The sequence below is a fragment of the Brevibacillus sp. NPDC003359 genome (assembly GCF_042878995.1).
Lineage (GTDB): Bacteria > Bacillota > Bacilli > Brevibacillales > Brevibacillaceae > Brevibacillus.
This window is the reverse complement of sequence record NZ_JBIAOR010000006.1, coordinates 160,970-178,664: the sequence shown is the minus strand read 5'-3', so window position 1 is coordinate 178,664 and position 17,695 is coordinate 160,970. Positions and strand designations below refer to the sequence as shown.

The following is a 17,695-nucleotide window of genomic DNA, read 5'->3' as shown; positions in this document are numbered from 1 at the left end:
TGGCCTGCTAATGTCCGGATTTAAGGTTGGAAGTCTGCAAATGAAGTGGAACGATCCGCTTCTTTGCCGGTTGCTCTGGGGTCAACTGCAATCTATTGGCATGTTTAGGGAACGAAATACGACACTGGATGCGCTAAAAGCAGCTGCCGGCTTGCGCGGGATATACGATAGATGGCTGGAAGAAAGTGTCGCCGCACTTACGCGGCACGGTTATCTCGAGGTTAACGGCGGCAATATCGATGTTTACGATCCATCGCTTGTCCATATCGAGCCCATCTGGGCAGAATGGGACCGACAGAAAATGGAGTGGCTCGCCGACCCGAATCTTAAATCGCAGGTCATCTTGGTCGAAGCCGCGCTTAAGGCGCTGCCGGAGATCATTACGGGCAAAATTCCTGCAACCGACGTTATATTCCCTCAAGCCTCCATGGCGCTGACGGAGGGGATTTACAAGAACAATCTGGCTGCGGATTACTTCAATGAAGTGATCGCTGACCTCGTGGTCGATTATGTACAAGAACGAAAGCGTCAGGACGCATCGGTACGCATCCGGATTTTAGAGATCGGCGCCGGCACGGGCGGAACGAGCGCGATGGTTTTTCGCAAGCTGAAACCGCACCAGGCGAATATTGAGGAGTACTGCTACACGGATCTGTCCCGTGCTTTTTTTATGCACGCCGAGAAAGAATACCGGTCTGACAATCCGTATTTGGCCTGTCAAATATTCGATCTGGAGAAACCTCTAGCGGAGCAGCGCATAGAGCCGGGAGCTTATGAGCTGGTGATTGCGACGAATGTTCTTCATGCTACAAAGCAGATCAGGCAAACGCTGCGCAATGCCAAGGCCGCGCTTAAAAAGAATGGGCTGCTTCTTCTCAATGAATTAAATGACAACTTCCTGTTCTCCCATCTTACCTTCGGATTTCTGGATGGCTGGTGGAGGTATGAGGATGCAGAGCTCCGAATACCCGGCTGTCCCGGCTTGTACCCCGAGACATGGAAGCGGGTGCTGGAGGAGGAGGGCTTTCGGCACGTATTTTTCCCTGCTGAAGGCAGACATGAATGGGGGCAGCAAATTGTCATTGCAGAGAGCGACGGCATCGTTCGACAGCTTGAAAAACGTCCGGCCTCTGCCGGTGTTGCAGAGCCTGCGAGATCCCGGGCTTCGTCTTCGGAACGCTTGGATCGGATCGAAACGCAGCATGGTTACCCAGCGCCGCCTGCCAAGGTAGAAGCGGCGAACGTTCAGGACATCGACCGACACGCGATATCGGAAACGATTCGAGCGGTTATTCGAGAGAAGCTGGCCGAATCGTTGAAGGTGAGTGCCGAGATTATCCAAGACGATGAATCGTTTGCCGATTACGGCGTTGACTCCATCCTTGGCATTCATCTGGTGCGTATATTGAACGAGGCGCTAAAGGTGGAGCTGGAAACAACGAGTCTGTTCGACTACTCCTCCGTGAACGAATTGACTGCATATATCCAGTCGACTTATATGGACGTTTTTATACAAAAAGATGTGCTTGAACCAAAAGCAGAAGCAGCTACTGCTGCAGCCGGCAGCGTCGTAATCGATACTGCGGAGCAAGAAAAGGAGATTGCTCGTGACCCGATGACGGCGGAGGGCATTGCGATTATCGGGATGAGCGGACGGTTTGCCGGCTCGGAAACGACGGACGAGCTGTGGCAGCATATCGCAAGCGGCCATGATTTGGTGGGCCCGATCACCCGCTGGGATATTTCTTCCCATTTGGCCTGGAGCGGTTCGGATGCTTGCCGCGACGGCAGCTTTTTGGACCAGATCGACCGGTTTGATCCGATGTTCTTCAATATTTCGGGACTCGAAGCATCGTATATGGATCCCCAGCAAAGGCTGTTTCTCGAAGAAGCGTGGAAGACGCTTGAGGATGCGGGCTACGCGGGATCGGCAGCTTCAAGCCGGCAATGCGGGGTCTATGTCGGATGCTGCGGAAGCGATTACAATGAATTATTCGGCAATCATCCACCGGCTCAATCGTTTTGGGGGAACGCCCTATCCGTAATCCCATCCCGTATCGCGTACTTTCTTAATTTGCAGGGGCCAGCGGTTACGATTGACACGGCCTGCTCCAGCTCGCTGACGGCTATTCATTTGGCTTGCCAAGCGCTTATGTCCAATGAGGTCGAAATGGCATTGGCAGGCGGTGTTTTCGTGCAAGCGACGACTCGATTTTATGAAAACGCCATTCGAGCCGGCATGCTCTCGCCGAGCGGCCGCTGCTATACGTTCGATGAACGGGCGGACGGCTTTGTACCCGGCGAAGGGGTTGGTGTCGTGATGCTGAAGCGGCTTAAGGACGCATTGGCAGACGGCGACCATATTTATGGTGTCATCCGGGGCTCCGGAATTAATCAGGATGGGACGACCAACGGCATTACAGCGCCAAGCGCCAAATCCCAGGAACGACTGGAGCGCCAAGTGTATGACCGCTTCCAGCTCGATCCGCAGGGGATCCAAATGATGGAGGCGCATGGAACGGGAACAAGACTGGGCGATCCGATCGAGTTCCAGGCCTTAACGCGTGCGTTCCGGCATTATACGGATAAGGAGCATTATTGCGCTCTTGGTTCAATCAAAACGAATATCGGCCATTCGGTCGGCGCTGCCGGAGTAGCCGGCGTTATGAAAATATTGCTTGCTTTGAAGCATAAGCAGCTACCGCCGTCGCTGCACGCAGAGCGCATCAATTCGAATATCCGCCTGGAAGGCAGTCCGTTTTTCATCAACAAGTCCATTCGGGCTTGGGAGACGGAGTCCGGCACGCCGCGCCGCGCTGCTGTCAGCTCGTTTGGCTTCAGCGGCACGAACGCCCATGCGGTCATTGAGGAGGCGCCGCCGCATATCGGACGAGGTAAGCGTCGTCGTCCTCTCTACTTGATTGTACTGTCCGCCCGGACAGGTGAGCAGCTGCGCAGGCAAGCGGAACGGCTCGCTGCGTTTTGCAGGAGGGAGAACGGCAGTATATTCATCGGGGATATGAGCTTAACGCTTCTTCTCGGACGGAGACATTTTGCCGACCGGCTCGCCTTCTTGGTCAGGGATACGGAGGAGCTTCTTCTCCGGCTTGAAACTTGGCTGATGAATGGGGAAGGTCCGGGTATCTATGGATCTGATGCCCTTACGAAAGAGCAACGGGAGAAGCCAGGCCTGAAACAATATGGCAATGAATGTATAGCCATTTGCGCAGCGGCCGACCAAGATGCCAAGTTTATCGAGAGTCTGACTGCCGTGGCAGACTTATACAGCCAAGGCTATTCCTTGAACTATGAACAATTGTTCGAGGGGTGCAGTTATAACAGAGTGTCTCTTCCGACCTACCCCTTTGCCGATGAGCGGTATTGGGTAAACGAGGGCGAGAGCAGTCCGCGTGCAGGGGCACAGGAAGCTTTGCAATCTTCGGAGGCTTTTCATCCGTTGCTGCATCGGAATGTCTCTACGTTTGCCGAACAACGGTTTAAGTCGATCTTTACCGGCAAAGAGTTTTTCTTGGAAGACCATGTGGTGCACGGGCAGCGGGTGCTGCCGGGAGCTGCATATTTAGAGATGGCAAGGGCGGCCATTCAGTCGGCCGTAAGCGATGGGGAATACAGCGGGAAGAAGATCCGGCTCAAAAATGTGATATGGGCTAAGCCCATCACGGCAGGGGCTGAAGCCGTTTCGGCCGAAATTACGCTGACACCGTCACCCGACGGCGATATTGCTTTTCGGGTATACGGTCCGGCAGAAGCCGAAACCGTCTTATGCAGTGAAGGATCCGTATGCCTGGAGGAGCCGGGTGAGCAGCCGCGCATTCCGATCGATCGGCTGCTGAAGGAATGTGCTGCACGTTCGATCAGCCGGATGGAATGCTACGAGACATTTAATAGGATCGGTGTCAATTATGGTCCTGCTCATCAGGTCATGGACATTCTGCTCACCGGACAAGGCAAGGCGCTTGCGAAGCTGGTGCTTCCCGAATCCTTAGCTGCGTCTGTGCAGAGTTTTGCGCTGCACCCGAGCTTGCTGGACGGCGCGCTGCAGGCCGCTTCATGCCTGCTGCTCGGACTCGATACGGAAGCCGGCTACCAACCAGGTACCTCTCCGCCGCTTCCTTTTGCGCTGCAGGAGATGGAGCTGCTGAATGAATGTCTGCCTGTTATGTGGGCTTTCGCCCGCTTCAGCAGTGGCAGCGGTCGGCACAATCAGCTTCCAAGTCTTGACATCGATCTGCTGGACGAGCAAGGGAATATTTGCGTGCGAATGAAGGGATATTGCGCCAGAGCGATGGAGGCGGGTACCAGGCAAGAGGATGTCCTCTTTATGGTTCCGGAATGGAGTGACAAAGCTCCGCAGCCTGGAATTGCGAATTCGCCGGTAACCGAGCATACCGTGATCCTGTGCGAGCCCGCTCCCATGCTGCAAGCATCGGTGGAAAGCGCGTTTCCCGGCGTCCGTTGCTTGGTGCTGACGGCTGAAGAGGCTGTCATGGAGCAGAGATTCAGCCGCTTCGCGCAGCGGATCTTCGAAGAGACCCAGCGCTTACTGCGCCAAGTAACAGGGAGAGGCGTCATACAGATCGTTTATACCCCCGGTAGCGGACGCGAGCTGCTAGCGGGACTGCGCGGGCTGCTAAAAACGATGCGTCTGGAAAACCCGCATATGTCAGGGCAACTGATCGAAATATCGCAAGACGATACAGAGTGCGCAATCGTGCAAAAGCTTCGCGATAATCTCGATCATCCCGAGGATACGCATATCGGCTATCAAGGTTCCCGTCGTATGGTGATGACACTCAAGAGGCGGGCTCCTGGAGAGGGAACGAACTCCCGGTTATGGAAGGACGATGGCGTTTATCTCATTACGGGCGGAGCAGGTGGCTTGGGTATCATTTTTGCGAAGGAAATCGCCCGAGCCGTACGCGGAGCGACGATCATTCTGACCGGCCGAGCACAGTACGATCCATATAAGCTGTACGAGATCAAAAATTCAGTTTCGGGAAACGTCGACATTGTATACAAGCAAGCCGATATGACACGGATGGAGGAAGTAAAGCGGCTGGTTCACGCTATTGAGACGGAATACGGCGGATTGAACGGGGTCCTTCACAGCGCCGGCGTGCATGCGGATAATTATTTACTTCACAAAAGCAAGGACGAATGGAATGCGGTATTGGCTCCTAAGGTTTCGGGGCTCGTCCACCTGGATCAAGCAACGAAGCATATCCCTTTGGATGTATTCGTCTTGTTTTCATCTGTGGTTGCTTGGCTCGGCAATCCCGGGCAGGCGGACTATAGCACGGCGAACGCGTTTATGGACGCATATGCCGCTTTCCGCAGCAGACTTGCCGCGGAGGGCCAAAGAAAAGGCCATACTTGTTCCATTAACTGGCCGTTATGGCAAGAAGGCGGCATGCGGGCAGGCGAACATGCGGAGCGTGAGCTCGCAAAGGCGATCGGATTGATTCCGATGTCCACCAATGCCGGAATCCGGGCCTTCGATCAAGCGATGTCAATCGGTTCGCCGAACGTGATCGTCGCGGCCGGAAGCGCTGATCGATTGGAGCAAGCCCTGACAGGGGATATCCAAGTATCGTCGGATGACGTGCAGCAGTACGAATCGGCAATGGACACCCTTTCGAGCGAAGTGGAAGAACGTGTCCTCCTAAAAGTGAGGGAGATCGTTTCCTCCGTCATCCGGCTGCCTCTGCATCGGGTGGAAGCGGATGCGCACATGATGACGTTCGGGCTGGATTCCATTATCGTCATGCAATTGACGGGACAGCTCGAGCGTCTGTTCGGCTCCTTGCCGAAAACGCTGTTTTTTGAATATCAAAATCTGCGTGACTTGGCGAAGTTTTTCATACAGCGGCACGAATCACGTTGTGCGCAATTATTCAGCGATCGTCCTCAGCCGAAGGTGCTGGAGGAAGATGCGCGTATGCCGGAACATTCTGCCGCGCGGCAAACGGTACTTTTAACAGAGAAGGAAAGCGAGGATGCCGCCCCTAAGCAGCGCAGCCTTCCCGGAAGCGCCCCCCTTGATATCGCGATAATCGGTGTCGCTGGCAGATATCCGGGTGCGCGAAATATGGATGAGTTTTGGGAGCTGCTGCAAGGGGGCGTCGATTGCGTGACAGAAATTCCGAAGGAACGGTGGGATCATACCCCTTATTTCCACCCTGCCAAAGGAACGACCGGCAAAACAAATGGCAAGTGGGGCGGGTTTCTGGAGGGCGTCGATCAGTTTGACCCGTTGTTTTTTAATATTTCGCCGCGTGAAGCCGAGCTTATGGATCCTCAGGAGCGGCTTTTTTTGCAGTGTGTCTATGAAACAATCGAGGATGCTGGCTACACCCGGGACAGTCTTGCCGGAAGAAAAGGGGACGGTGCCGGTTCCAGTGTAGGGGTATTCGCAGGCGTCATGTACGAGGAGTACCAGCTTTACGGAGTTCGGGAGACGATGAACGGTAATCCGGTCGCGCTGAGCGGAAGTCCGGCGTCGATTGCAAATCGGGTATCGTATGTTTGTAATTTTAACGGTCCGAGCGTTGCTGTTGATACGATGTGCTCATCCTCGCTGACGGCCATCCATTTTGCATGCCACAGCCTGCAAAGGGGAGAGTGCGATGCAGCCATTGCTGGCGGCGTAAACGTCTCGCTGCATCCGAACAAATATCTGTTGCTTGGCCAAGGCAATTTCCTGTCCACCAAAGGCCGGTGCGAAAGTTTCGGAGACGGCGGAGACGGCTATGTCCCCGGGGAAGGCGTTGGAGCCGTCTTGTTGAAGCCGCTTGCGAAGGCCGTCGCCGACGGTGACCAGATTTATGGCGTCATTAAGGGGACAACTATTAATCACGGCGGGAGAACGAACGGTTATTATGTTCCGAATCCGAATGCGCAGGCTTCCGCAATTGCGCGCGCGTTGAAGGAGTCGGGTATAGACGCGAGGTCAATCAGCTATGTAGAGGCCCATGGTACGGGCACATCTCTTGGGGATCCGATTGAAATTGCCGGGCTTTCTAAAGCGTTTGAAGCTTATACGGAGGACAAGCAATATTGTGCGATCGGTTCCGTTAAATCGAATATCGGTCACTGCGAAAGTGCCGCAGGCATAGCGGGCCTGACCAAGGTGCTGCTGCAGCTCAAGCACCGGAAGCTGGTACCGTCGCTGCATGCCGACACGCCCAACCCATTTATCGATTTTGCTACTACGCCGTTTCAGGTTCAGCGGGAGCTAGGGGAGTGGGAGCGTCCGGTGATGGTGCTTGACGGGGAAATCGAGGAGCAGCCGAGAATGGCCGGCCTTTCCTCATTCGGAGCCGGCGGTGCGAACGCTCATCTCATCGTTGCTGAGTATATTCCGGATCGTAAGCGTGCCGTGCATGCGCCAAAAGCTCAGCGAGAATGCATGATCGTGCTCTCCGCCAGAAGTGAAGACCAATTAAAAGAACAGGCTCGGCATCTGCTGCAGGCGGTTAATAAAGACCTTGAAAATGACGATTCTTTCCTGATTAACATGTCTTACACACTCCAGGTAGGCCGGGAGGCGATGGAAGAGCGTATGGCCATCGTCGTAAGAACGATCGAGGAGCTGCGGGCAAAGCTTATCCAATATGTGGATGGGCAGCTAGGAATTCCGGATTTGTACAGAGGATCGGTAAAACAGAACCGGGAAACCGTTGCGCTCATTGCGGTGGACGAAGATATGATGAAAGCGGTCGGGGCCTGGATGGCCAAAGGTAAATACGCGAAGCTCCTGGATCTATGGGTAAAAGGGTTGGATATCGACTGGAGCAGTCTATATGAAGAAAGCGATAAGCCGGAGAGGGTCAGTCTGCCCACCTATCCGTTCGCACAGGAGCGTTACTGGCTGCCGTCAGTATCGTCTACGGATGAATCAGGGGCGTTCCGCTCTTTAGAACGACATACTTCCGAGCCCGTTCTTGAGCCTGATGAGAAGGCAAAGGTTATTTCCGTTGAGGAATTTAGATCTCCGCTTGCACATAACGGATTGCTCGTGCCGGTGTGGGACTCTGCACCACCGACAGTACGAAACGCGGCTGATCGGAAGCCGTATGGCCGCACAGTTATTATTGGCGGTACGGCCGCAAGGGTCGCGGAGATCAGGCGGCATGTGGAGGATGCATCGGATGTGCAGCTACATGCGGGAGATAGCACGGCGGAATTGGCACGGAAGCTGGAGTTGTCCGGTCCGATCGGGCATTTGATCTGGATTGCTCCGGATGATTCGATAGAGACAGCGCAATCGGAGGCCATGTTGGAGGCGCAGCGTGAAGGGGTACTGTTCCTGTTTCGGACCCTAAAAGCCTTGTTGGCCCTTGGATATGGCATGAAGCCGTTACGGTGGAGCATCATCACGGTTCGAACCGCCCGGGTTTACCGCGGCGAAGCGATTAAGCCTGCCCATGCAAGCCTCCACGGGCTAATCGGCTCAATGGCCAAGGAATATCCGAACTGGTCCGTTTGTCTTGCGGACATGGAGACGGATAACGGCTGGCCGCTCGAGGAACTGTTCGCACTCCCGCCGGATGCGCGGGGCGATGGCTGGGCGTACCGGTTCGGGGAATGGTACCGGCAGAGACTGATGCCGGTGCGCATGACTAAGACTGCAGGTACCGTATACAAGAAGGGTGGCGTCTATGTAGTCATCGGCGGTACGGGCGGCATCGGAGAAGTGTGGAGCGAATATATGATTCGACGTTATCAGGCGAACATCGTTTGGATCGGGAGACGGGGGAAGGATACCGACATACAGGCCAAGATCGATCGGTTGGCGGAGCTTGGACCGGCTCCACGCTATATCCAAGCAGATGCGACTGACGGGAAGGCGCTGGAGCGGGCGTATGAGGAAATAATAAACAGATACGGACGCATCCACGGTCTGGTCCACTCAGCCATCGTACTGCTGGATCAAAGCCTGGGGAACATGGAAGAGGAGCGGTTCGCTGCGGGATTGCGCCCGAAAACAGACGTGAGCGTACGAATGGCGCAAATATTCAGCCATGAAAAGCTGGACTTTGTCCTGTTCTTCTCATCAATGAACGCGTTTCTGAAGCAGGAGGGGCAGAGCAACTATGCGGCAGGCTGCACATTCAAGGATGCGTTCGCGCAGCGTCTGGCGACGGAGTGGTCATGTGCCGTGAAGATCATGAACTGGGGCTATTGGGGCAGCACGGGCGCTGTGTCGTCAGAGCATTACCGCCGGAGAATGGCGCAAGCAGGCATTGTCTCCATTGAACCGGGTGAGGCGATGGACGTGCTGGAATCGCTGCTTGCCGGACCTTTCGATCAGCTTGCCCTGATGAAAACAGCGGCAGGTAATGAAACGTTTGGCCAGCCGATGGCCGATGAGCTGGAAGCTTATCCGGAAGAGGACAGCCTGTCTTTCGAGCATATCGTCAATCATCTTCGTTTGCCCGCGGTACCGAAGGCTGAAGCTTCGGACTTGCTTAGAGAGGGAGAGTCTGCGGACCGGCTTGGAAATTCCCTGCTACGGGCGGCAGCGAGCATATTAAATGTGCAAGCGGAAGAAATCGAAGCGGACATCCCATTCTATGAGTATGGATTCGACCCTGTTAAGCTGGCTGAATTTTCCCGGTGGATCTCCGATCACTATAAGCTTGCTATGACAAGCGATACGCTCCTTCAACAGGCAACGCTTGGACAATTGGAGGACTTCCTTGCGGAGCAGATCGGATAAACAACCGGATTCGGAAAAAATCGGAGATGGAGGCTTCTGTATGAAGGAAATGGAAGAACTGCTATGCCGGCTGCTATGGCAGCAGCTTCGAACCATGGGGGAATTTGCGGAAGCCGGTTCTATTACGTCCGCATCAATGGCAGCAGCAGGAATAGACGGTAAATATGAGCGCTGGTTTGAGCACACCCTGGCCGTTCTGACAGAACACGGCTGGCTGAGGATGAAGGATACGGCTTATTTTGCTAACGATCGAAGCACCGGGCTGGAAACTGCATGGAGCGAGTGGAATAACCGCAAACAGGCCTGGCTGGAAGATTCGAGCTTGCGCGCGAGGGTCCCCTTGCTTGATGCGGTGCTTCATCGGCTCCCGGACATCTTAACAGGCAAGCTGCCAGCTACAGATGTCCTTTTTCCTAACTCTTCCATGGAATTGGTTGAGGGTATTTATAAAGACAATGAGATTGCAGATTACTTTAATGAGGGAATGGCTAATGCGGTTGTTGCCTATATCGAAGCAAGTTTGAAACAAAATCCGCATGCGCGGTTTCGATTGCTGGAAATCGGTGCGGGCACAGGCGGGACGAGCGCCATGGTGATCCGTAAGCTGACGCCGTATCAGGACCGGATAGCGGAATATAAGTATACGGACATTTCGCAAGGATTTCTTCGGCATGCCGAAGCCGTCTTTGGAACGAAGGCGCCATACTTGACCTGCCAGCTCTATCATGTCGAGAAGCCTTGCGCCGAGCAGCAAATTCAAACAGGCGTCTACGATCTTGTGCTTGCGTCAAATGTGCTTCACGCGACAGCCAATATTCGGTCAACCCTCAGAAACGCCAAGACGCTGCTGAAAAAAAACGGTCTGCTGCTCATCAATGAGATCAGCGGCAATTCGCTGTTTGCCCATCTGACATTCGGGCTGCTGCAAGGGTGGTGGCTATATGAGGATCATATGATTCGGATCCCGGGCTGTCCAGGCCTTTACCCGGAAACCTGGAGAAGGGTTCTGAGTCAAGAAGGCTTTCAGCACGTGTTGTTCCCCGTTAAGGAAGCTCATGCGCTGGGGCAGCAGATCATTATTGCCCAAAGCGACGGTATCGTTCGCCAAGCGCGAATCAGCGAAGCTGATGCTGCAGAGATGGAGGCAGCGGCCGGTTCTTCTTCCATCACGGTGAAGAAGACGGGAAAAGACTCTGTCTCTGTACATGATGCAATGGACGAAGGACAAGTTAAACGGCGCATCCGGAGTATATTAATGGACAACTTGTCCGTATCGCTAAAGCTCGACAAACAGCGCATCGATACGGATGAATCGTTCTCAGATTACGGCTTGGATTCCATTACTGGGGTTCAATTCGTTAAGCAGATCAACAACGTCTTTGGGACCGCCTTACCCACGACGATTTTGTTCGATTACAGCTCGATCCGGAAATTGACTGATTATTTGTGGAGTGCGTTCGGTCCGGTTATTACGGCTCAATGGGCAGGAACAGATGGCAACGTACCTTCCATGTCCTCTGATAAGGAGGCAGGCCATCGAAAGCTGCCCGTGCAGCAAGAGAAGAAAACCGTTTCCTCCGATGATACGGACCAGTTGGGAGAGGCCTTTTATAAAGAGCCGATTGCCATCATCGGCATGAGCGGTAAATTTGCCAAATCGGATACACTCGAGGAATTGTGGGAGCACTTGGAAAATGGCGACGACCTCGTTGAGAAGGTGACGCGTTGGGACTTGTCTTCTTATATGGAGAACGATTCTTTCTGCAATTTCGGCAGCTTCATCGAAGGATTCGATCTTTTTGACCCGTTATTTTTTAACATCTCCCCGACGGAAGCTGCCTATATGGACCCGCAGCAAAGGCTTTTTCTGGAAGAGGCCTGGAAGGCAATGGAGCATGCCGGTTATGCCGGAAAGGGAATGGATGGACGAGCTTGCGGGATTTATGCCGGATTTAATATGAATTATTACGCCGAGCTGATCGAGGGTCGGCCTCCGGCACAAGCGATGTGGGGTAACGCAGGTTCCGTTATTCCCGCACGTCTATCGTATTATCTCAATCTGCAGGGGCCTGCAGTAACGGTAGATACTGCGTGCTCCAGCTCGCTCGTGGCCATCCATTTGGCTTGTCAGAGCTTGTGGAGCCGCGAGACCGAGGCCGCCATTGCCGGAGGGGTGTTTCTTCAGCCTACGCCAGGCTTCTATATTAGCGCAACCCGGGCTGGAATGCTCTCCGCAGATGGGCGATGCTATACATTCGACGACCGTGCCAACGGATTCGTTCCGGGCGAGGGTGTAGGTGTCGTCGTGTTGAAACGGCTGCAGGATGCGCTGAAAGACGGCGATTCCATCTATGGCGTCATCCGCGGTAGTGCCACGAATCAAGATGGGACAACAAATGGGATAACGGCACCAAGCGCGAGATCTCAGGAAATGCTGCTGCGTCAGGTGTATGATTCATTCGGTCTTAACCCGGCGGACATCCAATTGGTCGAGGCGCATGGGACCGGAACCCGGTTGGGCGATCCGATCGAGTACCAAGCGCTCAGCCGGGCATTCCGTCAGCATACGAGCAAAACCGGATATTGCGCGTTGGGTTCGATTAAAACGAATATCGGACATACGACAGCGGCAGCAGGAATTGCGGGCTTGCTGAAAATTTTGCTGGCCATGAAGCATCAGAAGTTGCCACCTTCGCTGCATTTTCAATCGATAAATGGAAACATAGAGGCATCTGATAGTCCATTTTACATCAATACATCGCTGAAGAATTGGGAGGTTGAGGCAGGGGGGAAACGACGAGCCGCCATCAGCGCATTCGGATTTAGCGGAACGAACGCCCATATGGTAATCGAGGAAGCTCCGGATACGGCGCCGCCGCGTACGCACAAGCCCGCCTATCTCATCGCACTGTCGGCTCGGACAGCCGGACAACTGCGCAGGCAAGCGGAACAAATGCTGGCGTACGTCAAAGGCGAACCGGATGTCGATCTTGGACATGTAAGCTTTACGCTTCTTCTGGGCAGAAAGCACTTTCCGCACAGGCTCGCCTGCATCGTGCAGAACGCCGGACAATTGGCGGAGCGGTTGACCGCATGGCTGGAGAACGGGCAAGCCGTAGACCTGTTTCAATCCGATCCCGGAGCCGAGTTGCCTCTAGAGGAGCTCCCGAGCGATCATTATGGCTATGCCTGTATGGATGCGTGTGCGCGGGAAACCGAGCGAATGAACTTTTTGGAACGGATTGCGTCGATTTTGGAGCTGTATACGCAAGGCTATGAGATGTCATTCGACCGTTTATTTGCGGATGGCCGTTTCATCAGGTTGGCGCTTCCTGTTTATCCGTTTGCGCGGGAACGTTATTGGGTGCCTGAATCCGCCGCAAGGCCAGCTGTCCGGACAAAACCGTCGGAGGGCGCCGGCCTACATCCGCTGCTTCACCGTAAAATACCGGCGGTTGAAGGAACAGGCTTTCGCTCCACGTTCACCGGCCGCGAGTTTTTTCTGGCGGATCACGTCATTATGGGACGATCGTTATTACCGGGTGTAGCCTTTCTGGAGATGGCCCGAGCTGCTGTCGGGTTGGCATTTGGATCAAGCGGCGGAGACTATGAAATCAGGCTGAAGGATCTGTTCTGGACCCGGCCCTATAGCGTGGACGGTCCGCATTCGGAGCTTGAAATTCATATGAAAACCGGAGATAACGGTACCATTGACTATGAGATATACGCCACAGCAGCTGCCGACAAGGACGAAGCGGTACGCTGCCACCAAGGCAAAGCAGCGGTCGTACCGTTTTCTCGTGCGGAGAATGTTACCCTAGACGCAATCCAGCAGAAGTGCGGCTTAGCGATGCTGGATGCACAGCAGTGTTATACGGCTTTCAGGCAGATAGGCATGCATTACGGTCCGACCTTCCAATGCATCGAACACCTATATATCGGCGAGGAACAAGCGCTGGCCAAGCTTCGGCTGCCGGCAGCCGCCCGGGAAACGGCCCGTCATTACGGACTTCATCCCGGCATGCTGGATGCAGCGCTTCAAGCGGCGGGCGTCGTAGCCACGGCGGACCTCGCGGACAGAAGTCGCGTTCTTGACCGAATTAAACCGGTCATTCCTTTTGCACTTAAGGAGCTTCGTGTTTATAAGAGCTGTACATCGGACATGTGGGCCCATATAAGGCGGAGCGCGAATGCGCCGTTCGATGAACGGATCCGGCAGGCCGACATTGATTTGTGCGATGAACAAGGGAACGTTTGTGCACGGCTTATTGGTCTAGCATTCCGGGAGCCCAAATTGGAAGACGTAGCAGCCGAACAAGGAAATGAAACACTCTTGTGGGAGCCGGTATGGGTAGAAAAGGAGGCCGTCCGTGAAGACGACTCCGAAACGGCATCGCGGCATATCGTCTTCCTATGCGAACCGAATGAATCGATCGTCAACTTCGTACAATCGGAAGCCGGCCGCATGACCCGATATGTGACGCTTAGCGCCGGCCGTGCAGCGGAATTAACGGAGCGTTACGAGACTTACGCCGTTCAAATGATGGAAGAACTCAAATCCATCCATTCGGAAGGCGTTAACCAGGAGTCGCTGATTCAGATTGCTTCGTTCAGTTCGGAAAGCGATTGGCTGTTCCGGGGTCTGACCGGATTGCTTCGGACGGCATGTCTAGAGTATTCCAGTTTCATCGGGCAGTACATCGAGCTGGAACAAAATGTTCGAGCGGAGGACTTAATTCGGAAGCTTTTCGAGAACAAGAGCTGCCCGGAAGACTTTATGATTCGTTATCGCAAGGGCGTTCGACAGGTTCAGCATTGGGTTGAACGAGAGGAGATGCCTTCGGCGGCGGACATTCCGTGGAAGCATGAGGGCGTTTATTTCATTACAGGCGGTGCCGGCGGGCTGGGCTACGCACTTGCCCAGGAGATCGCAGGGAAAGTCGCCTCTCCGACGCTTGTGCTTTCCGGAAGAACGCCGGCCGGTGCAGAGATCCACGAGAAGCTTGCCGCTTTAGGAAGGTTAGGCGCACAAGCGGTGTACATGCAGATGGACGTATCCGATAAGGAGCAGACCGTTGCCGTCATCCAAGCCGTCAGGTCCAAGTACGGTCGGCTGAACGGAATCATTCATGCCGCAGGCTTGCTGAGAGACAGTCTTCTTGTTCATAAAACCAAGACTCAGGTTGCTGATGTTATGGGTGCGAAGGTAAAGGGAGTTGTCCATTTGGATGACGCAACCCGGGAGCTGGAAGTCGACTGGGTGCTTGTATTCTCCGCTGCAGCGGCTGTGCTCGGCAATTACGGACAAGCCGATTACGCTGCGGCGAACGGCTTTATGGATGCCTACGCTGCATATCGAAACGGTCAATCATCCGCCGGCGGCCGTAAAGGCAGAATGCTCTCCATTAACTGGCCATTATGGCAGGATGGCGGTATGCAAGTTACCCGCGAAACGGAGCAGAGCCTAAGAGACAGGATCGGTATGGCTCCCATGAAGGCAATGAACGGTATGCAGGCTTTGTACCGGGCATTTGGCACCGACCGGGATCAACTGCTTTTCATGCATGGCGATCCGGAACGGTTAAGGGCCTACATCCGTTTGGTGAACCGTCCTGCCCGTCCAAGAAAACCTAAAGCTCATCATCATGGCACGGTGCTCCGGGACGAATTAACGGTATGGGTAAAACAGGAGCTGGCCGGTATTATCGGGATACCTCCGGACGATATTCACCCCGATACGGCATTCGATAAATACGGCATGGATTCCATCATGCAGCTGGATCTGATCCGCGAGCTGGAGAAGCTGACCGGAGAGTTGCCCAAAACGCTCCTTTTTGAACATAACACTGTTCGTGAGGCAGCTGCTTATTTGGCCGATCATTATGCGGAACGGATTCGAAAATCATGGCAGGCGGATGTTAAGGAGCAGCCTCCAGCCCCGCATATTTCCGTAACGCCGCCCTCCAGCCCGGTCTCTGTCCGTGAAGCGTTTGTCGATACGCAACAGCAGGATGTGAATTCGAATGCCTTGAAGCAGGAAGGTATCGCCATAATCGGGGCAGCGGGCAGATACCCGAAAGCCAATCAATTGGAGGAGCTGTGGGAGCGGCTTAGTTCGGGAGAGAACTGCATCACGGAAGCGCCTGCTGACCGATGGTGCCGAACGTTGTTTCGGGGGTCGTCGGTCAAGGAAACCGAGCAGAAGGCCCCGTATTACGGCGGGTTTTTAGATGCGGTCGATCGCTTCGACCATCGGTTGTTCGAAATGGATGCCGAAGAAGCCCGGGATCTTCCACCGGAAGCACGGCTCTTCCTCGAGACGGTCTGGGAAACGCTCGAGAGCGCAGGTTATTCCAAATCGGCGATACAGCATTGGCAGAACCGGGAGCAGGCCGGTATCGGCGTGTTTGCCGGAACGATGTACAGCCAATATGGCTGGCAGATGCCGTCGTTGGAGCAGGCGGCGCTTCATTCGAATCGGACCGATTGGCAGATCGCAAACCGGACATCGCATTTTTTCAACCTGACAGGTCCTAGCTTAACGGTCAATACCGCCTGCAGCAGTTCGCTTACCGCGATACATCTCGCTTGCGAAAGCCTAAGGCAAAACGGGTGTTCCATGGCTGTTGCCGGCGGAGTCAACCTGACGCTTGACGTGTCCAAATACGAGGCGCTGGAGCAGGTCAATTTTCTCGCGACCGGCGGTAAGAGCAAATCGTTCGGCGACGGTGACGGTTATGTTCCTGGAGAAGGCGTCGGGGCAGTGCTGCTCAAACCGCTTTCGCTGGCTGAACGTGACGGAGACCGGATCCTCGGGGTCATCACGTACAGCGGCGTTAATCATGGCGGCGGCCGGCAAAAATATAGCGTCCCCGATCCGAAGCAGCAGGCACAGCTCATAGAATCGGCAATCAAGCGTTCGGGGGTCGATCCCGAATCGATCAACTACGTCGAGTGCGCGGCTAACGGTTCGCCGCTGGGCGATTCCATCGAGGTCGCGGCTTTACGCAGTGCTTTCTCGCGATTTACCGGCAAGCAGCAATATTGTGCTATCGGCTCGGTCAAATCCAACATCGGGCATCTTGAAGCGGCTTCCGGCATCTCGCAGCTCAGTAAAGTGCTGCTGCAATTGAAATACCGCATGCTCGTTCCATCGATTCATGCTGACGTGCGCAATCCGAATCTTAAACTGGAAGGCACGCCTTTTTACTTGCAGGAGAAATTCGAGCCCTGGGAGCAGAAGGTTGACCCGTCAAATGGGAACCCGCTCCCACGCAGGAGTATGATCAATTCGTTCGGTGCTGGCGGTTCATATGCCGTACTTATAGTTGAAGAGTATATCGGTCCGCGCATCCGGACAGAAACTGGGGCGGATGCGGCTATTGACCCGCCGTCAGAGTATCTGGCCGTTTGGTCGGCCAAAACCGAATATAGCCTACGAAGCTATACGGATCGTATGCTACGACTGCTAAGAAAGGAACGCAATCTGCCGGCAGAAGCGCTTTCGGACTCGCTCATTCGGATTAACCACGATTTGGAATACCGTTTGGCTATCATTTATCGTTCTGTTGATGATCTGCGACTGAAGCTGGAAGCGTTGAGAGCAGGGGAAGAGGTGCGTGACCCGGATATGTTCATCTCGCCAAATTGCAGGCTGGGCAAATCTGTACATGCGGTAAACACGCAACGGCAGGACCATGCTGGAGAGCTGTTCCGGATTGCCCTTCAATGGGTTCAAGGAAGATCCGTAGATTTGGAAAGTCTAAGGCATCACCCTCCAGCGGGAACAGTGAATCTTCCCCATTACGCATTCGATTATGGAACGGATGATGGTGAAGCCTCCGTCCACGGAAGCGGGGAAACCCAGCTGCGCGAGATCTTGGAGAGAGTTTCGCGCGGCGAAATGTCCAAAAGCGAGGCTATGCAGTACTTTTTCGATATCGAGGTGTAAGG

The 17,695-nt window shown here is 54.4% G+C and carries 2 protein-coding genes; both read left to right on the top strand.

All coding sequences use genetic code 11. From position 1 onward, the window contains the following. Positions 1 to 10 precede the first annotated feature (10 nt). Positions 11 to 9,742 (top strand): SDR family NAD(P)-dependent oxidoreductase, encoded by a 9,732-nt coding sequence (locus ACFYU8_RS17390; protein ID WP_390301165.1) that lies wholly within the window; start codon positions 11 to 13, stop codon positions 9,740 to 9,742. Next, positions 9,723 to 17,693: an SDR family NAD(P)-dependent oxidoreductase gene (locus tag ACFYU8_RS17385; RefSeq protein WP_390301168.1), complete on the top strand. Its 7,971-nt coding sequence runs from the start codon at positions 9,723 to 9,725 to the stop codon at positions 17,691 to 17,693. Before ACFYU8_RS17390 ends, ACFYU8_RS17385 begins: the two co-directional genes overlap by 20 nt. Positions 17,694 to 17,695 lie beyond the last annotated feature (2 nt).